Here is an 18,384-nt window from a genome sequence, read left to right as displayed (position 1 = left end):
CTGGCACAGGCATAACCTTAAACATGTATATTAAATATAACTTTAACAGGTGTGATTATGTTTTGTGTGCAATGTGAACAAACCATCCGTACCCCGGCAGGCAATGGCTGCTCTTACGCACAGGGTATGTGCGGCAAAACCGCAGAAACATCTGACCTGCAGGACCTGCTGATTGCGGCCCTGCAAGGCCTTTCCGCATGGGCGTGCAAAGCGCGTGAATATGGCATCATCGACCACTACGTCGACAGCTTCGCACCGCGCGCCTTCTTCTCCACGCTAACCAACGTTAACTTCGACTCTCCGCGCATTGTCGGCTACGCCCGCGAAGCCATTGCCCTTCGTGAAGCGCTGAAAGCGCAGTGTCTGAAGGCGGACGCTAACGCCCGCGTGGAAAATCCGATGTCAGAACTTCAGCTGGTGAGCGACGATCTGGGCGAGTTGCAGCGTCAGGCGGCAGAGTTCACCCCAAACAAAGACAAAACGGCCATTGGCGAGAATATCCTTGGCTTGCGTCTGCTGTGCCTGTACGGTCTGAAAGGCGCCGCGGCCTATATGGAGCACGCGCATGTGCTCGGTCAATACGACAACGACATCTACGCCCAGTACCACAACATCATGGCGTGGCTCGGCACCTGGCCTGCAGATATGAACGCGCTGCTTGAGTGCTCAATGGAAATCGGCCAGATGAACTTCAAAGTGATGAGCATTCTGGACGCCGGTGAAACCAGCACCTACGGCCACCCAACGCCCACCCAGGTCAATGTCAAAGCAACCGAAGGCAAATGCATCCTGATTTCCGGTCATGACCTGAAAGATCTCTACAACCTGCTGAAGCAAACCGAAGGTACGGGCGTTAACGTTTATACCCACGGTGAAATGCTGCCGGCTCACGGGTATCCAGAGCTGCGTAAATTCAAACATCTGATCGGTAACTACGGCAGCGGCTGGCAGAACCAGCAGGTTGAGTTTGCCCGTTTCCCGGGCCCAATCGTGATGACCTCTAACTGCATCATCGACCCAACCGTGGGCGCGTATGACGACCGCATCTGGACCCGCAGCATCGTCGGCTGGCCGGGTGTAAGCCACCTTGAGGGCGATGACTTCGGTCCGGTCATCAAGCAAGCGCAGCAGATGGCGGGCTTCCCGTACAGTGAAATTCCGCACCTGATTACCGTCGGTTTTGGCCGTGAAACACTGCTCGGGGCTGCAGATACACTGATCGATCTCGTCAGCCGTGAAAAACTGCGCCATATCTTCCTCGTCGGCGGCTGTGACGGCGCGCGCGGCGAGCGTAACTACTTCACCGATTTCGCCACCCGCGTACCGGAAGACTGTCTGATCCTGACGCTGGCCTGCGGTAAATACCGCTTCAACAAACTGGACTTCGGTAACATCGAAGGTCTGCCGCGCCTGGTGGATGCCGGACAGTGTAATGATGCCTACTCTGCGATCATCCTGGCGGTCACTCTGGCGGAGAAACTAGGCTGCAGCGTGAACGATCTGCCGCTGTCGCTGGTGCTGTCATGGTTTGAGCAGAAAGCGATTGTCATCCTGCTGACCCTGCTATCTCTGGGCGTAACCAACATCGTGACCGGCCCGACCGCGCCTGGCTTCCTGACGCCGGACCTGCTGACCGTGCTGAACGAGAAATTCGGCCTGCGTTCCGTGACCAACGTTGAAGACGATATGAAGCAGCTGCTGAGCGCGTAAGGAGTTATTCATGACCATGCCAACCTCACAATGTCCGTGGCGGATGCAGGTTCATCACATCCATCAGGAGACGCCGGATGTATGGACACTGTCACTGCTGTGCCATGACTACTATCCGTACCGTGCAGGGCAGTATGCGCTGGTCAGCGTTCGCAATTCGGCGGACACCCTGCGCGCCTATACCCTATCCTCAACGCCGGGCGTGAGCGAATACATTACGCTCACCGTCCGCCGCATTGACGACGGCGCGGGCTCCCAGTGGCTGACGCGTGACGTGAAGCGCGGGGATTACATCTGGCTGTCTGACGCGCAGGGTGATTTCACCTGTGACGACAAAACAGACGATAAATTCCTGCTGCTGGCAGCGGGCTGTGGCGTGACGCCGATTATGTCGATGCGTCGCTGGCTGGCGAAGAACCGCCCGCAGGCCGACGTGCAGGCGATCTTCAGCGTCCGTTCCCCGGACGATGTGATTTGTGCCGAGGAGTGGCGTGATTATCCGGTGACGCTGGTGGCGGAACATAACGCAACCCATGGTTTTGTGCCCGGTCGTCTGAGCCGCGAGCTGCTGCAAAGCGTGCCTGATATCGCAAATCGTACCGTAATGACCTGCGGCCCAGCGCCGTACATGGCTATCGTGGAAGAAGAAGTGAAAGCGCTCGGCGTGACCCGCTTCTTCAAAGAGCAGTTCTTTACCCCCGTGGCAGAAGCGGCTACCAGCGGGATTAAATTCAGCAAACTGCAACCAGCACAGACTTTCTTTGGCCGTGTGGGCACTACGCTGCTGGAGGCGCTGGAAAGCAATAAGATCCCCGTAGTGGCAGCCTGTCGTGCAGGCGTGTGCGGCTGCTGTAAAACGAAAGTGGTCTCCGGGGAGTACAGCGTCACCAGTACTATGACGCTGTCCGACGCGGAAATTGCAGAAGGTTATGTGTTGGCCTGCTCGTGTCATCCGCAGGGTGATTTGGTTCTGGCATAAACGGTAAACGTTCGATCACAGGCCCGGTAAGCGCTAGCGCCACCGGGCTTTTGTTATCCTCACCGCCACGCAGGACCTTTCCCTACCGCAAACCGCCCTGCCCCTAGACACGCCACCGCCAGCGAGCCGATAAAGAAGTACACCAGGCTTTCAATTGCCCATGCGCCTACCTTATCGAGCGCGAGCGTTTCCCCCATTCCCACCATCAGCCACGCCACAATCATCGTAAATGCCAGCACCAGCGCGGCCGGGCGCGTAAAGAGCCCAATGATAATCAGGATCGGTGCCACGACTTCGCCAATCAAAACGCCATAGGCGATAAACCCCGGCAACCCTTTTTCCACCAGCATGCCGCTGATGAATCCCACACCACCAAACAACTTATGCAAGCCGTGAAACAGCATTAGCCCACCCACGGCAAGTCGTAACAAGAGTTTGCCAAGATCGTCGCACGATAGCTTTTCATTAACAGCAATTAACAATGATTTAACCATTTGAAATGATTCCTGTTTTCACTGAGGTATCACCAGATTATGCCGAATAATTGCGCGTGAACAGCACCTTTTAATTGGGGGGATGCGGCGGGCAATACGGAGACTTTCTTCTAAGCTTGTAAGCGATATCACAAAAAGGAGACGGACAACCATGAAACAAACCGTGGCTGCATACATAGCGAAAACCCTGGAACAAGCAGGCGTAAAACGCATCTGGGGTGTCACCGGCGATTCACTTAACGGACTGAGCGACAGTCTCAACAAGATGAAAACCATTGAATGGATGCCGACCCGTCATGAGGAGGTCGCCGCCTTTGCCGCCGGTGCCGAAGCCCAGCTCACGGGGGAACTGGCCGTCTGCGCCGGATCGTGTGGGCCGGGAAACCTGCATTTAATCAACGGTCTGTTTGATTGCCACCGTAACCACGTGCCGGTGCTGGCGATTGCCGCTCATATTCCGTCGACAGAAATCGGCAGCGGCTATTTTCAGGAGACGCATCCGCAGGAGCTGTTCCGTGAATGTAGCCACTATTGCGAGCTCGTTTCGACACCCGAGCAGATCCCTCAGGTCCTGGCGATTGCCATGCGCAAAGCTGTGCTGAATCGGGGTGTTTCCGTGGTCGTGTTACCTGGCGACGTCGCGCTCAAGGCCGCACCAGAAACCGCTAGCAGCCACTGGTATCATGCGCCACAGCCAGTGGTGACGCCAGCCGAAGAAGAGCTGAAAAAACTGGCGCAACTGCTGCGCTATTCCAGCAATATTGCCCTGATGTGCGGCAGCGGCAGTGCAGGCGCACATAAAGAATTACTTGAGTTCGCCGGTAAGCTCAAAGCGCCGATCGTCCACGCCCTGCGCGGCAAAGAGCATATTGAGTACGATAACCCCTATGATGTGGGTATGACCGGCTTAATCGGCTTTTCCAGCGGTTTCCATACGATGATGAATGCCGACACACTCATTTTGCTCGGCACGCAATTCCCTTATCGTCCGTTCTACCCGACGGACGCTAAAATCATTCAGATTGATATCAACCCCGCCAGTATCGGCGCGCACAGCAAGGTCGATATGGCGCTGGTGGGCGATATTAAATCCACCCTTGCCGCCCTGCTGCCGCTGCTGGAAGAAAAAACGGACCGCAAGTTCCTCGATAAGGCGTTGAGCGACTATCGCGATGCACGCAAGGGGCTGGACGACCTCGCCAAACCGAGCGACAAAGCCATCCATCCGCAGTATCTGGCGCAGCAGATCAGCCATTTTGCTGACGACGACGCCATCTTTACCTGCGACGTGGGTACCCCAACCGTCTGGGCAGCGCGCTATCTGAAAATGAACGGGAAACGTCGCCTGCTCGGCTCGTTCAACCACGGATCGATGGCCAACGCCATGCCGCAGGCGCTAGGGGCGAAAGCCACCGCTCCGGAACGCCAGGTCGTGGCGATGTGCGGCGATGGCGGGTTCAGCATGCTGATGGGCGATTTCCTGTCGGTGGTGCAGATGAAGCTCCCGCTTAAAATCGTGGTTTTCAACAATAGCGTGCTGGGCTTCGTGGCGATGGAGATGAAGGCCGGCGGCTACCTCACGGACGGCACCGAGCTGCACGACACTAACTTCGCGCGTATCGCCGAGGCCTGCGGCATCACCGGTATTCGCGTGGAAAAAGCGTCAGAGGTGGATGAAGCCCTGCAGCGCGCCTTTTCCATTGACGGCCCGGTACTGGTGGACGTGGTGGTCGCCAAAGAAGAGCTGGCGATCCCACCGCAAATCAAACTGGAACAAGCCAAAGGCTTTAGCCTCTACATGCTGCGCGCCATCATCAGCGGCCGCGGCGATGAGGTGATCGAACTGGCAAAAACGAACTGGCTCAGGTAAAACATCTGGCATCGCCTTTTAAATATAAGGACATGCCATGATTGATTTACGCAGTGATACCGTAACCCGTCCGAGCCGCGCCATGCTTGAAGAGATGATGGCCGCTCCGGTCGGGGACGACGTCTATGGTGACGATCCGACGGTTAACGAGCTGCAGCGCTATGCCGCAGAACTCAGCGGGAAAGAGGCCGCTCTGTTCCTGCCCACCGGTACGCAGGCCAACCTGGTGGCGCTGCTCAGCCACTGCGAGCGCGGCGAAGAGTACATCGTGGGCCAGGGCGCGCATAACTATCTGTATGAAGCAGGCGGTGCAGCCGTGCTCGGCAGCATTCAGCCACAGCCGATTGACGCCGCGCCGGACGGCACCCTGCCGCTCGATAAAGTCGCGGCGAAAATCAAAGCTGACGATATTCACTTTGCTCGCACAAAACTGCTCAGCCTCGAAAACACCCATAACGGTAAAGTTTTGCCTCGCGAGTACCTGAAAGCAGCGTGGGAATTCACTCGCGAGCGCAAACTTGGCCTGCACGTGGATGGCGCACGCATCTTTAACGCCGTGGTGGCGTACGGTTGCGAGCTAAAAGAGATCGCGCAATATTGCGATTCGTTCACCATTTGCCTCTCTAAAGGGTTGGGTACGCCCGTGGGTTCCCTGCTGGTGGGCAATGCGGACTACATCAAGCGTGCCAACCGCTGGCGCAAAATGACCGGCGGCGGCATGCGTCAGGCGGGTATTCTGGCGGCGGCCGGGCTGTATGCCCTGAAAAACAACGTGGCGCGCCTGAAGGACGATCACGACAACGCCGCGTGGATGGCGGCGCAGCTGCGCGAGATTGGCGCCGACGTGATGCGCCACGACACCAACATGCTGTTCGTTCGCGTGGGTGACGAACACGCTGCCGTACTGGGTGAATTTATGAAATCCCGTGGCGTGCTGATCAACGCCTCACCTGTCGTGCGTCTGGTCATGCATCTCGACGTGAGCCGCGAACAGCTGTCAGAGGTGGTGAAACACTGGCAGGCGTTTTTACAGCGATAAGGAGCCTCAAGTGCCGCAACGCATTCTGGTGCTCGGCGCCAGCGGGTATATCGGTCAGCATCTCACCACTGTATTAAGCCAGCAGGGGCATCAGGTGCTGGCCGCGGCACGCAACACCGAACGTCTGCAAAAACTCAGTTTGCCTGGCGTCACCTGCCATAATGTTGACCTCAACTGGCCGAAGGAACTTCCCGCGCTGCTGGAAGGGGTCGACACGCTTTACTACCTGGTGCACAGCATGGGTGAAGGCGGAGATTTTATCGCCCACGAGCGTCAGGTGGCGATGAACGTCCGCGATGCCCTGCTGCAAACGCCGGTGAAGCAGGTCATTTTTTTAAGCTCGCTCCAGGCGCCCGAACATGAGCAATCCGATCATCTGCGTGCCCGCCAGCTGACGGCGGAAACCCTGCGCGGCGCCACTATCCCTGTTACCGAACTGCGCGCCGGAATTATCGTCGGCGCGGGCTCCGCCGCCTTCGAAGTGATGCGCGATATGGTCTACAACCTGCCGGTACTCACGCCGCCGCGCTGGGTCCGTTCGCGCACCACGCCGATTGCGCTGGAAAATTTACTGCATTATCTGGTGGCGCTGCTGGACCACCCGGCGGAGCAACACCGCGTGCTGGAGGCGGCAGGCCCGGAAGTGCTGAGTTATCAGGAGCAGTTTGAACATTTCATGCGCGTCAGCGGCCGTAAACGCTGGCTGATCCCCATCCCCTTTCCAACCCGCTGGATTTCGGTGTGGTTTTTGAATGTGATTACCTCTGTGCCGCCGACGACCGCCAAAGCGCTGATCCAGGGACTCAAACATGATTTACTGGCGGACGATCGCGAGCTGCGGGCACTCATTCCCCAGAACCTGATCCGCTTTGATGATGCCGTGCGCAATACGCTGAAAGAAGAAGAGCAACTGGTGAACTCCAGCGACTGGGGTTACGACGCTCAGGCGTTTGCCCGCTGGCGACCGGAGTATGGTTATTATCCCAAACAGGCCGGCTGCACGGTAAAAACGCAGGCAAGCCTGGCGGCGCTGTGGGACGTGGTGAACCAGATTGGCGGCAAAGAACGTTATTTCTTCGGCAATATTCTCTGGCAAACGCGTGGAGCAATGGATCTGCTGGTGGGACACAGGCTGGCAAAAGGCCGCCCTGCTCGTCCTTACCTTGAAGTGGGCGATGCGGTCGACAGCTGGAAGGTCATCATCGTCGAGCCGGAAAAGCAGCTGGCACTGCTGTTCGGTATGAAAGCTCCGGGGCTGGGTCGACTCTGCTTTACGCTGAAAGACAAAGGCGACCATCGCGAACTGGATGTCCGCGCCTGGTGGCATCCGCACGGGATGCCGGGTCTGTTCTACTGGTTGTTCATGATCCCCGCCCATCTGTTTATCTTCCGGGGAATGGCGAAGCGGATTGCGCAACTGGCAGAACAAAAGACGGAAAAGTTCTAAATAAAACTCTCTTTCTTTCACCTTTCCCATTGCAACCCGCCGTAATTCACGAAAGAATGCGCACGAAATTCTTTTTCAACACAGTGGATTGATATGAAGGTACTGGTTACCGGGGCGACCAGCGGCTTAGGCCGAAATGCGGTCGAATTTCTGCGCAACAAAGGCATCAGCGTCAGGGCTACCGGTCGCAACGAAGCGATGGGAAAACTGCTGCAAAAAATGGGCGCAGAGTTTGTCCATGCTGACCTGACGGAGCTGGTCTCCTCTCAGGCGAAAGTGATGCTCGCCGGTATCGACACGCTGTGGCACTGCTCCAGTTTCACCTCTCCGTGGGGAACCCAGGAAGCCTTTGACCTCGCTAACGTGCGGGCAACCCGCCGTCTGGGCGAATGGGCCGTTGCCTGGGGCGTGCGTAACTTTATCCATATCTCCTCCCCATCGCTCTATTTCGATTATCACCACCATCGTGACGTGCAGGAAGATTTCCGCCCCGCACGTTTTGCCTGTGAGTTTGCCCGCAGCAAGGCGGCCAGCGAAGAGGTAATTGACCTGCTGGCGCAGTCAAACCCGCATACCCGTTTTACGGTACTGCGTCCGCAGAGCCTGTTCGGGCCGCACGACAAGGTGTTTATTCCGCGTCTGGCGCAGATGATGCATCACTACGGCAGCGTGCTGTTGCCGCGCGGCGGCGATGCGCTGGTGGATATGACCTACTATGAAAATGCGGTTCACGCCATGTGGCTGGCTAGTCAGCCGGACTGCGATAAGCTGATTTCCGGCCGTGCCTACAACATCACCAACGGCGAGCCGTGTTCGTTACGCAGCATTGTGCAACGGCTGATTGATGAACTGCAGATCAACTGCCGTATCCGTTCCGTGCCCTACCCGATGCTGGACATGATCGCCCGCAGCATGGAGCGTTTTGGCAGTAAATCGGCCAAAGAACCCGCGCTGACGCACTATGGGGTATCCAAGCTCAACTTTGATTTCACGCTGGATATTACCCGCGCAGAGAACGAGCTGGGGTATAAACCGATCGTGACGCTGGATGAAGGGATTGTGCGCACGGCGGCGTGGTTGCGGGACCACGGGAAGCTTCATCGCTAGCCTTTTTGCCCGGTGGCGGCTTCGCCTTACCGGGCCTACAACAGCACAGTGCAAACACGAAAACGGCAACCTTTCGGTTGCCGTTTGCTTTTACAGCGCCGTCCAGGCGTCAGACCATGCCAGACCTGCGCCGGGTTCATAGTACGCCGGAGCCGTGTTACACCAGCCGCTGTACGGGAACGGTTTGCACTGGAAGAGTTTACCGTGGTTGTTCACGATATCACCTGCTTTGTACTTACTGTTCGCACTCCACGCGGCGTAAGAGCCGGATGTCCCTTCGTCCTGAGACGGAATCGCTTTCGCCTTCACGTTCAGCAGATAAGAGGTTGTGCTGCTCAGTTCACCGTCGCTAACCGTGAGGCTAATTTCAACCTGCTGCGCCGTCGCCGCTTCTGGGGCTCTGAAGGTCACAACCGCTTTATCCTGACCCGTCACAGTCTGACCATCCTGAGAGCGCCAGGTATAAGTCAGTTTGTTACCATCAGCATCTGTCGAACCTTCGGCGCTCAGAGAAACCTGTGCACCTGCGTCAACCGCACCGATTGGGCCGGCAATATGCGCGACCGGTGCGTGATTGACAGCCGTCGGTTCTGCAGGCGTTTCATCCGGAACGGGCGCCGGAGCCGGGGTTTCCTCTTCCGATGGCGCTGGTGCTACCGGGGTTTCATCCGGCGTGGTTGTTGAGCCGTCATCGTTAACGATATTCACGTTAAAGAAGTGCTGTACGCATTTGCTGTAGTCGCCCTCTTTGAACGCGCTATATGGCGTCTGGTAGCCCACCAGCTGGCAAGAGTACGTCTGACCGCTTGGTGTATCCGCGCTCCATCCCCAGTCCTGCTCCCAGTAAATCTTCAGCGCGCCTGCACCACCTTCATCGAACTGCTTCATGTTGGCGCAGCCCAGCACTTCATTCGCAGGAACCGGAACCTTCAGGTAGTTCGCGAACTCTTTGTAGTACTTGATACGGTTTTGCGACTGGGCAATTTCAGTCGGGCCGCCGCATTCTACGCCGCCGTTGATGATCTGGGTGGTCACGCCGAAGCCCGGTACCAGACCGTTGGCTTTATCGTGATCGTTCGGCTGCCATGTGCCGTCAATAACCTGCAGCATGCTGGGTTTTGGTGGCTGCGGATAGGCGAAGAAGAAGATCGCACTCGCCAGGTTCAGCCAGGTATCCGCCACCAGCTCGGGTTTATCGAGCAGCGTACGCACGTCACCGTACATCGCTTCAGAGAACGGGCCATAGTTGTAGTTGTAAGACAACTGTTTCGCGCCGCGACCGAAGTAGCTCAGGAAATCGCCGTCTTTATCTTTACCGCACGGCCAGGTCTGACCCTGCCAGACGTCCGGGTTACATTCGCCGTTATAGCCCCCCTTCTGCCCTTCGCTCCAGCCCATTTCACGTACGTGAACCAGCGCCTGACGCCATTCGGCTTCCGGACGCCAGCTTTCATGGCCGCCAGTCTCCTGAGCGAAGTGAGCAAACATGGTTGCCAGCTCTTTGCGGCAGATGGCGTCGCTGTCACGACCATCCGGCACTGTTGCAAATAGTCGGTGGTGATAAACTTATCATCCCCTTTTGCTGATGGAGCTGCACATGAACCCATTCAAAGGCCGGCATTTTCAGCGTGACATCATTCTGTGGGCCGTACGCTGGTACTGCAAATACGGCATCAGTTACCGTGAGCTGCAGGAGATGCTGGCTGAACGCGGAGTGAATGTCGATCACTCCACGATTTACCGCTGGGTTCAGCGTTATGCGCCTGAAATGGAAAAACGGCTGCGCTGGTACTGGCGTAACCCTTCCGATCTTTGCCCGTGGCACATGGATGAAACCTACGTGAAGGTCAATGGCCGCTGGGCGTATCTGTACCGGGCCGTCGACAGCCGGGGCCGCACTGTCGATTTTTATCTCTCCTCCCGTCGTAACAGCAAAGCTGCATACCGGTTTCTGGGTAAAATCCTCAACAACGTGAAGAAGTGGCAGATCCCGCGATTCATCAACACGGATAAAGCGCCCGCCTATGGTCCCGCGCTTGCTCTGCTCAAACGCGAAGGCCGGTGCCCGTCTGACGTTGAACACCGACAGATTAAGTACCGGAACAACGTGATTGAATGCGATCATGGCAAACTGAAACGGATAATCGGCGCCACGCTGGGATTTAAATCCATGAAGACGGCTTACGCCACCATCAAAGGTATTGAGGTGATGCGTGCACTACGCAAAGGCCAGGCCTCAGCATTTTATTATGGTGATCCCCTGGGCGAAATGCGCCTGGTAAGCAGAGTTTTTGAAATGTAAGGCCTTTGAATAAGACAAAAGGCTGCCTCATCGCTAACTTTGCAACAGTGCCATGCGGAGGGCCGGATACAGCGTGCCGGTTACTCGCTTTGTCTGCTGGAGCGCCTTCAGGATGCACTACGTCGAAGGGACATCTGGCTCGAAAACAGCGATCGCTGGGGAAATCCCCGCGAGAAGCTGTTGCAGGGGGAAGAATGGCAGGCTCAGCGGGTCCCCGTTTGCCGGGCGCTGGGACATCCCACTGATGGACATAAAGGCGTGCAACAGCTGGCGGTCCAGCTAGATGAAACCTGGAAAACCGTCGCATCCCGCTTTGAAGGAAATGCGGAGGTTCATATTTGCCATGACGGTAAACATCCTTCCCTGACTATCAGCAGCCTGGAGAAACTGGAGGAGCCAACATCGTTGCATCGTCTCAACAGTCGGGTAAGGCTGCTACTCCCGCCAGTAGATTTGACGGAACTGTTGCTTGAAATAGATGCCAGAACGGGATTTACACGTGAGTTTACGCATGTCAGTGAATCCGGGGCCCGGGCACAGGATCTGCACATCAGCCTGTGCGCGGTCCTGATGGCAGAGGCCTGCAATATCGGGCTGGAACCGCTGATAAAGCACAATATACCGGCGCTGACGCGCCACCGGCTTAGCTGGGTAAAACAGAATTACCTCCGGGCAGAAACGCTGGTCAGCGCCAATGCCCGCCTGGTTGATTTTCAGTCCACACTGGAGCTTGCTGGCCGCTGGGGTGGTGGCGAAGTGGCTTCAGCTGACGGCATGCGCTTTGTCACGCCGGTGAAAACCGTCAATTCAGGACCTAACAGAAAATATTTTGGTTCCGGACGTGGCATCACCTGGTACAACTTCGTCTCTGATCAGTACTCTGGATTCCACGGCATCGTTGTCCCCGGCACATTACGAGATTCCATTTTTGTGCTGGAAGGCCTTCTGGAGCAGCAGACAGGGCTGAATCCGGTTGAGATCATGACAGACACAGCCGGTACCAGCGACATTATTTTTGGCCTCTTCTGGCTGCTGGGATACCAGTTTTCCCCGGCTTGCCGATGCCGGTGAAGCGGTATTCTGGCGAGTGGATAAATCGGCAAATTACGGTGCACTGGACGAACTGGCACGTGGTTGTGCCGATCTGTCGAAAGCCGAGGATCAGTGGGATGAGATGATGCGAACCGCCGGTTCGCTGAAACTGGGCACCATTCATGCTTCAGAACTCATTCGCTCTTTGCTGAAAAGCTCGCGCCCATCAGGGCTGGCACAGGCGATCATGGAAGTGGGGCGCGTCAACAAGACGCTGTACCTTCTTAATTATATTGATGATGAGGATTATCGTCGGCGGATCCTGACGCAGCTAAACCGGGGGGAAGGCCGCCATGCTGTGGCGAGGGCGATCTGCTACGGGCAGCGCGGTGAGATCAGAAAGCGCTATCGTGAAGGTCAGGAAGATCAGCTGGGGGCACTGGGCCTGGTCACTAACGCAGTGGTACTGTGGAACACACTTTATATGCAGGAAGCCCTGAGCTGGATACGCAGTAATGGAGAAGAAACCGGGGTTGAAGATATCGCCCGGTTGTCCCCACTGATGCACGGGCATATCAATATGCTGGGGCATTATACGTTTACGCTACCGGAGGATATTTTGAAGGGGGAACTGAGAGAACTAAATTTCAATTTAAACAATGAATTAACTTCTTAGCGTACGTTTTCGTTCCATTGGCTCTCAAACCCCTTTTACGGCAGTGAGAGCAGAGATAGCGCTGATGTCCGGCAGTGCTTTTGCCGTTACGCACCACCCCGTCAGTAGCTGAACAGGAGGGACAGCTGATAGAAACAGAAGCCACTGGAGCACCTCAAAAACACCATCATACACTAAATCAGTAAGTTGGCAGCATCACCCCAGTGCCGGTTCAAATACCGACAGCGTTAACGTAATTCGATGCTGTAATGCTGATTCCTGGTTTTCCGCCGCGCGATCCATTAAATTGCCCAATTCGCCGCTCTCTTCGCCGGAGGCAATCATATACAGCATGGTCGGCGGGAATAATTTCGCCTGTTCCAGCGCGGCATACAGCGACGCCCCCTGGCGCACGGTATCTGCTGCCTGCTCCAGCACCTGCCGGGCATAGAGGTTTTCAATGCCGTCCATCGCGATATACATCCCTTCCAGTAACGGCACGCTGCTGGCCTGAAGAATACTTAAGGTACGGATATAACGGGCGCTGTTAATGGCGCACACCAGCTTTTTAACTGGCGATCCGTTGACCAGCCAGTGGTTCCATTTGAAACGGTTTTTGGTATGTCTGAGCCAGGCCTTAAAGCTGACGAATCCACCGCCCAGCACGCCGACAATGTAGATGCCGTAGGCCTGCAGGAAATCACTCACCGCAATCAGCGTCCGGGTGGTGATCGGCAGTTGCTGCTTCATGTGGGTGAACTGTTCAATCACCTGCGGCACCACCGCCACCAGCAGAATGCTGATGACCGCGATGGCCACCACCGTCAGGGTGATGGGGTAGACCATCGCCTGCGTCAGCTTGCTTTTCATCTTCTGGCGCTGCTCGTTGTACTCGGCCAGTTTCTCCAGCACATCGCCCAGGTGGCCGGTCTTTTCACCAGCCATCACCAGCGTGCAGTAGAGTTTGTCGAAGGTGCGCGGAAACTGGCTGAAGGCGTCAAAGAGCGTATGCCCTTCCACCACCTTCTCGCGGATCTCCACCACCATCGCCGCCAGCTTTTTGTCTTCCGTCTGCTTCGAGATTGCTTTCAGCGCGCTCTCCAGCGGCAGCGCGGCGTTGACCAGCGTGGAGAGCTGGCGGGTAAACATCGACAGCACCGGGGTGGAGAGCTTTGTCCCCGTTTTCGTTTTTCCGGCTGACGCTGCTTCACGGGTCTCGGTAATGCTGACGGGCATCAGCTTTTGCTCGCGCAACATCTGGCGAACCTGCTTCTGCCCTTCGGCCTGCAACGCGCCACGCACGGTTTTGCCCGCGACATCCGTTGCCGTCCAGGCGTAGAAGGCCATTACGCATCCCCTCCACGCTCGGCGGTCACCCGCATCACCTCTTCAAGAGACGTTACGCCGCCGATCACTTTCAACAGCCCGTTTTCACGCAGGCTGTAGGCCTGCTTAAAGAGCTGTGTCTCGATGGACATTTCATCTTTATCTTCATGAATCGCGCGGCGCATAGTGCTGTCCACCACCAGGAATTCATGAATACCGGCCCGGCCCTGATAGCCGCTCTGGCGGCAGTGCTCGCACCCTACCGCGCGATAAATCGTTTTGGGTGGCGTCGCCATAAAGCTGAACAGCGCCTTTTCATTGTCATCCAGCGGACTGGTGGTTCGGCAGTGAGAACACAACCGACGCACCAAACGCTGGGCAATGACACCGAGTAACGATGAACCGATTAAAAAGGACTCCAGCCCCATATCCCGCAGACGGGTAAACGCCCCTGCGGCACTGTTGGTGTGCAGCGTAGACATGACCAGGTGACCGGTCAGCGACGCCTGCACCGCAATTTGCGCGGTCTCACCATCACGAATTTCCCCAATCATCACCACGTCCGGGTCCTGACGCAGAATTGCGCGCAGTCCGCGGGCAAAGGTCATGTCCACGCGCGGGTTAACCTGCGTCTGCCCCACCCCTTCCAGCTCGTATTCAATCGGATCTTCAACGGTCAGAATATTGCGTTCATGGCCGTTCAGCGCCGACAGAATGGCGTACAGGGTGGTACTTTTACCGGAACCCGTTGGCCCGGTGACCAGGATAATGCCGTGCGGACGGTCAATCAGCCCTTTTAACTTCTCCAGCTCTTCATCAATCAGCCCCAGCTTGTTGATGTCGGGCTTGAGATTGCTTTTATCGAGCAGACGCATCACCACGCGCTCGCCATACTGAGATGGAATGGTCGACACACGCACGTCAATCGCCTTACGACCAATGCGCAGGGAGATACGGCCATCCTGCGGCAGGCGCTTCTCGGCGATGTCGAGTTTTGACATGACTTTAATACGCGACACCAGCAGCGGCGCGAGTTTACGCACGGGTTGCAACACCGGGCGTAGTACGCCGTCGACGCGGAAGCGAATACTCAGCGTGCGCTCAAAAGTTTCGATATGAATATCTGACGCACCGTCCTTGACCGCCTCGCCGAGAATGGCGTTGATCAGGCGGATCACCGGGGAGTTTTCGTCGTTATCGAGCAGATCTTCGTTATCCGGGATCTCCTCGGTTAACGCCATCAGATCGATATCCGCATCCATATCGTCCACCAGTTGCTGAGACACGCCGCTGCTCTGCTGCCAGATTTTAGCCAGCATCTCATCGAAGGCGTCAGACGTCAGGGTTACCGGAACGAACGCGCGCCCCAGCACCCGGTGTACCTCCAGCAGAGCAAAAGCCGGGGTGTCATCACGGATATAGACATCATTGTTGTAAAATAAAACGCCATTATCTTTCGCGTAGCTGCTGCTACACAGAGTTTTACCCAGCTCGTCCACGTTATGCCTCCCTTACTCTTTAAACGGGTTGCGGGAGGCAGAGGGCAATGCAGGCAACACCGCATTATCGGTTGGCTCAACGATACCGAGCTTTTTCTCTTCCACGCGCTGCTGCTGGCGAGCGCGGATTTGGTCATATTTCTCTTTCGACGCCGCACTGTAGTTATCGTCGTCACGCAGGACGGTGGTATGGATGAATACCATCAGGTTGCGTTTGGACGTATCCTGCGAGGTGTAACGGAACAGCTGACCGACCAGCGGGATATCGCCGAGCAGCGGCACTTTGGAAACCGACTGTTTGGTGACGTTTTCCATCAGTCCGCCAAGCACCACCGTCTGCCCACTGTGCACCATCACTTCGTTGTTGATGGTACGGGTGTTGAAGGTTGGGCCGAGGCTGGCGTCTTCCGTTGCACTGTTGTCGACGCTGGACACTTCCTGCTCGATCTTCAGATGGATCATGTCCCCGTCGTTGATTTGCGGCACAATCTTCAGCTTGGTACCGACCGTCTTACGCTCAACAGAGTTAAAGACGTTGTCACCACTGGTGGTCTGCGAACCGGAAAGCACCGGCACATCCTGACCCACGTTGAACGACGCTTCTTTGTTATCCAGCGTGACCACGCTTGGGGTCGAAAGAATGTCATTTTTGCCATCGGTTGAGAGGGCGGTCATCAGGGCCCCGAAATCACCGTTAAAGAATCCTGTCGCCAGGCCGGTGAAACTCGCCCCTTTCATCACGCCATTTTTCACCTGGCTGATGGGCAGCCCGGTAGAGCCGAACTGCACACCACCGTGTTTACTGGTCCACTGCACGCCGAGGTCCAGTCCGTTACCGTCCTGCACCTCAGCAATGATCGCTTCTACCAGTACCTGCGGACGGCGGATGTCGAGCTTGTCGATCACCTTCTCCAGAGAGTTCATCACGTTAGGCTGCGCGGTGATCACCAGCGAGTTGGTTGCTTCATCAGCGGTAATATTCAGATCGCTTGTCGCAGTAGCGGTTTTCGCCTTAGGCGTGCCCGCTTTATCTTTCAGCTGTTCGCCAATACCGGTAAGCACCGGAACCACTTTCGTGGCACTGGCATACTTGAGATAGAAGACTCGGGTGTTGCCCTCGTTGTTCTGCTCGCGATCCAGTTGATAAATGAGGGAACGGGTACGCATCCGCGCATCTTCAGAACCGCTGATCACCAGACTATTCGTTTCGTCATCCGCCACCACTTTGGTAGCCAGTTGCGGCGCGTTTTGCCCTTTCTGCTCTTCGTTGTTGAGGTTGTTCAACATGTCTGAGAGCTCCTTCGCGGACGCAAAGCGCAGCGGCACAATCTCACGACGCTGAACCCCGTCTTTATCCACGCGCTGAACCAGATCCACCAGACGGTTCACCACTGAGGCTTTACCGGTTAACAGCAGCACGTTGGAGGGCTCGAAATGGACCACGTTCCCGATGCCGGTGGCATCGTTGAGCTGACGCAGCAGCGGAGCCAGTTCACGTACTGGCACATTTTCCATGCGCACGACGCGAGTGATGATCTCATCACCCTTGCCCGGATTTTTGCTGTCTGCCAGCGGTGCGCCGGCGGTGCGGGCTACGCTTGAGCGCACCACTTTGACCATACCGTTGTCCATCGGGATCACCGACAGCCCGTACAAATCCAGCACGCTCAGAAAGAACTGGTAATACTCATCTTCCGTCAGCACGTTGTAGGTTCTGACCGACACCGTGCCCTGAACGGACGGGTCGACGAGAATGGTTTTATTAAGATTGCGGCCAACCGTATCAATAAACTCGCGGATATCGGTATTTTTAAAGCTCGCGCTAAAGTTGGCTGCAAGCAGCGAACTCGAATATAACGACAATGCGGTCAGCGCCACGCACGCCCAGGGAAATTTCTTCATGTCTGTACACTTGTTAATTGTTTAGAACATTAACCCGAATATTTTCAAGGTGAGCGTGACGTCTGACGACGACCTCCGCTTCTTTCATTTTCGACCAACTGGCAATAATACTTTTTGCCTTTGCTTGATCGGTCATATCGACTGAGTTCACTTCTACTGCCACATCCCCTTTTTTCAACCCTGAATGGCTGTAGAAGGTGGAAGCATCCTTTGGATTAATGTTATAGCCTTCCAGCTGCCCCTTTTCGATTATTGGTTTTAACACCAGATAATCATCCAGATGCACATTGTCCGCACCTGCATCTTTCGTCGATTGGGTTACCGGGCCGTTGTCAACGCCGCCCTTAAAATAATCAGGTTTATTTAAAACCAGTACCTGCGTAGCACCTTCGTAATTAACCACCACATTATCTTTGTTAATTTCCTGAATATAGGCATCGTTAAATCCGGCCAGTGGCTCACCTTCGCGGTAACTCTTTTGACCACCGGGTGTTTTGATGACGGCGAAGGAAAGCCAGGTATCATCACTGCGTACGATGCCTTCAATTTCCGCAGCCAGAGGGGCTTTGACTGCCGCAGGTAAGTTATCCTGACGTACAGCAGCGGCGAAAAGTGTGAATGTCTTTTCTTCACGAGGATTTTTCGCTGGCTGCACATCAGAATTAACCAACTTATTCGTCACTTTTTTATAATCTTTAAACGTCCGATACCCTTGCTGGCCGCAAAAAATTAACAGCACAAACATAATGCAAGGCGTTATCCACCGAGACAGATATGAGAACCTCATTTTTCATCTGGCCTTTAGCAAAGCGAAAATAAGCAGCATCACGCTGCACTAATATGTGTGGAAAGCGTAATACCTCGCGATAAATACGACCACTGGCTTTGCCGCTAACTTTCATGAAAAAACATATTGACCGTATAAATTTCAGATGTTAGGTATCGACAGCAGGATATTTTTACCCTGTGTATAAATTGCCCCCTCGGTGGCGTTGCTTTACTTTCTCGTCCTGTTGCTATTC

At 55.7% G+C, this 18,384-nt stretch carries 11 protein-coding genes and 4 pseudogenes; 8 read left to right on the top strand and 7 right to left on the bottom strand.

Translation table 11 applies throughout. The features are described from left to right. The first annotated feature begins 57 nt into the window (after nucleotides 1–57). Together hcp and hcr are read left to right on the top strand one after the other, a co-directional pair. On the top strand, nucleotides 58–1,710 hold the full coding sequence (gene hcp / locus ACLHV9_RS07945) for a hydroxylamine reductase (RefSeq protein ID WP_108090360.1): 1,653 nt from the start codon (nucleotides 58–60) through the stop codon (nucleotides 1,708–1,710). A 10-nt stretch (nucleotides 1,711–1,720) separates the two neighbouring features. Continuing rightward, nucleotides 1,721–2,689: an NADH oxidoreductase gene (hcr, locus tag ACLHV9_RS07940; RefSeq protein ID WP_108090361.1), complete on the top strand. Its 969-nt coding sequence runs from the start codon at nucleotides 1,721–1,723 to the stop codon at nucleotides 2,687–2,689. Nucleotides 2,690–2,748: 59 nt separating this feature from the next. Here hcr and ACLHV9_RS07935 read toward each other — a convergent pair whose 3' ends face one another. Beyond that, on the bottom strand, nucleotides 2,749–3,183 hold the full coding sequence (locus tag ACLHV9_RS07935) for a DoxX family protein (RefSeq protein WP_028019272.1): 435 nt from the start codon (nucleotides 3,181–3,183) through the stop codon (nucleotides 2,749–2,751). Between the two features lie 151 nt (nucleotides 3,184–3,334). Here ACLHV9_RS07935 and poxB point away from each other — a divergent pair, with 151 nt between their 5' ends. The 4 genes from poxB (at nucleotide 3,335) to ACLHV9_RS07915 (ending at nucleotide 8,646) form a co-directional block, all read left to right on the top strand. Further along, nucleotides 3,335–5,053, top strand: coding sequence for a ubiquinone-dependent pyruvate dehydrogenase (gene poxB, locus ACLHV9_RS07930; protein WP_407220366.1), 1,719 nt, complete (start codon nucleotides 3,335–3,337; stop codon nucleotides 5,051–5,053). 37 nt (nucleotides 5,054–5,090) lie between these two features. Further along, nucleotides 5,091–6,092: a low-specificity L-threonine aldolase gene (gene ltaE / locus ACLHV9_RS07925; protein WP_108090363.1), complete on the top strand. Its 1,002-nt coding sequence runs from the start codon at nucleotides 5,091–5,093 to the stop codon at nucleotides 6,090–6,092. A 10-nt stretch (nucleotides 6,093–6,102) separates the two neighbouring features. Next, entirely contained in the window at nucleotides 6,103–7,539 is a 1,437-nt protein-coding gene (locus ACLHV9_RS07920) for an SDR family oxidoreductase (RefSeq protein WP_049005449.1), read from the top strand. 93 nt (nucleotides 7,540–7,632) lie between these two features. Further along, the gene (locus tag ACLHV9_RS07915; RefSeq protein ID WP_028019276.1) at nucleotides 7,633–8,646 is read left to right on the top strand and encodes an NAD-dependent epimerase/dehydratase family protein; all 1,014 of its coding nucleotides are present in this window, start codon (nucleotides 7,633–7,635) and stop codon (nucleotides 8,644–8,646) included. 90 nt (nucleotides 8,647–8,736) lie between these two features. Here ACLHV9_RS07915 and ACLHV9_RS07910 read toward each other — a convergent pair. Continuing rightward, nucleotides 8,737–10,197, bottom strand: a pseudogene (locus ACLHV9_RS07910) (glycoside hydrolase family 19 protein); the annotation flags it as partial. 46 nt (nucleotides 10,198–10,243) lie between these two features. Here ACLHV9_RS07910 and ACLHV9_RS07905 point away from each other — a divergent pair. Together ACLHV9_RS07905 and ACLHV9_RS07900 are read left to right on the top strand one after the other, a co-directional pair. Continuing rightward, on the top strand, nucleotides 10,244–10,948 hold the full coding sequence (locus ACLHV9_RS07905; RefSeq protein WP_016162063.1) for an IS6-like element IS26 family transposase: 705 nt from the start codon (nucleotides 10,244–10,246) through the stop codon (nucleotides 10,946–10,948). 54 nt (nucleotides 10,949–11,002) lie between these two features. After that, nucleotides 11,003–12,656, top strand: a pseudogene (locus ACLHV9_RS07900) (Tn3 family transposase); the annotation flags it as partial. 34 nt (nucleotides 12,657–12,690) lie between these two features. On the opposite strand, the pseudogene ACLHV9_RS07895 reads toward ACLHV9_RS07900, so the two are convergent. The 5 genes and pseudogenes from ACLHV9_RS07895 to gspC form a co-directional block, all read right to left on the bottom strand. After that, nucleotides 12,691–12,801 (bottom strand): annotated as a pseudogene (locus ACLHV9_RS07895) (IS1 family transposase); the annotation flags it as partial. A 56-nt stretch (nucleotides 12,802–12,857) separates the two neighbouring features. Next, a pseudogene (gene gspF, locus ACLHV9_RS07890) lies at nucleotides 12,858–13,982 on the bottom strand (type II secretion system inner membrane protein GspF); the annotation flags it as partial. Continuing rightward, the gene (gene gspE / locus ACLHV9_RS07885) at nucleotides 13,982–15,460 is read right to left on the bottom strand and encodes a type II secretion system ATPase GspE (protein ID WP_407220365.1); all 1,479 of its coding nucleotides are present in this window, start codon (nucleotides 15,458–15,460) and stop codon (nucleotides 13,982–13,984) included. The gene gspE and the pseudogene gspF, both read right to left, overlap by 1 nt. Before the next feature lie 12 nt (nucleotides 15,461–15,472). Continuing rightward, on the bottom strand, nucleotides 15,473–17,362 hold the full coding sequence (gene gspD / locus ACLHV9_RS07880) for a type II secretion system secretin GspD (protein ID WP_407220364.1): 1,890 nt from the start codon (nucleotides 17,360–17,362) through the stop codon (nucleotides 15,473–15,475). A 13-nt stretch (nucleotides 17,363–17,375) separates the two neighbouring features. Next, nucleotides 17,376–18,107 carry a type II secretion system protein GspC gene (gene gspC / locus ACLHV9_RS07875; protein ID WP_108090371.1) on the bottom strand — a complete coding sequence of 244 codons (732 nt, stop codon included), beginning with the start codon at nucleotides 18,105–18,107 and terminating at the stop codon, nucleotides 17,376–17,378. Nucleotides 18,108–18,384 lie beyond the last annotated feature (277 nt).

Source organism: Enterobacter sp. CPE_E890 (assembly GCF_046521475.1).
Lineage (GTDB): Bacteria > Pseudomonadota > Gammaproteobacteria > Enterobacterales > Enterobacteriaceae > Enterobacter > Enterobacter adelaidei.
This window is presented reverse-complemented; position numbering and strand designations above follow the sequence as displayed.

Bases quoted from the DNA above. Each gene is read 5' to 3' on its own strand.
- gspD (WP_407220364.1), bottom strand. From the start codon at position 17,362: ATGAAGAAATTTCCCTGGGCGTGCGTGGCGCTGACCGCATTGTCGTTA.
- ACLHV9_RS07905 (WP_016162063.1), top strand. From the start codon at position 10,244: ATGAACCCATTCAAAGGCCGGCATTTTCAGCGTGACATCATTCTGTGG.
- gspC (WP_108090371.1), bottom strand. From the start codon at position 18,107: ATGTTTGTGCTGTTAATTTTTTGCGGCCAGCAAGGGTATCGGACGTTT.
- hcr (WP_108090361.1), top strand. From the start codon at position 1,721: ATGACCATGCCAACCTCACAATGTCCGTGGCGGATGCAGGTTCATCAC.
- ACLHV9_RS07915 (WP_028019276.1), top strand. From the start codon at position 7,633: ATGAAGGTACTGGTTACCGGGGCGACCAGCGGCTTAGGCCGAAATGCG.
- ltaE (WP_108090363.1), top strand. From the start codon at position 5,091: ATGATTGATTTACGCAGTGATACCGTAACCCGTCCGAGCCGCGCCATG.
- poxB (WP_407220366.1), top strand. From the start codon at position 3,335: ATGAAACAAACCGTGGCTGCATACATAGCGAAAACCCTGGAACAAGCA.
- hcp (WP_108090360.1), top strand. From the start codon at position 58: ATGTTTTGTGTGCAATGTGAACAAACCATCCGTACCCCGGCAGGCAAT.
- ACLHV9_RS07935 (WP_028019272.1), bottom strand. From the start codon at position 3,183: ATGGTTAAATCATTGTTAATTGCTGTTAATGAAAAGCTATCGTGCGAC.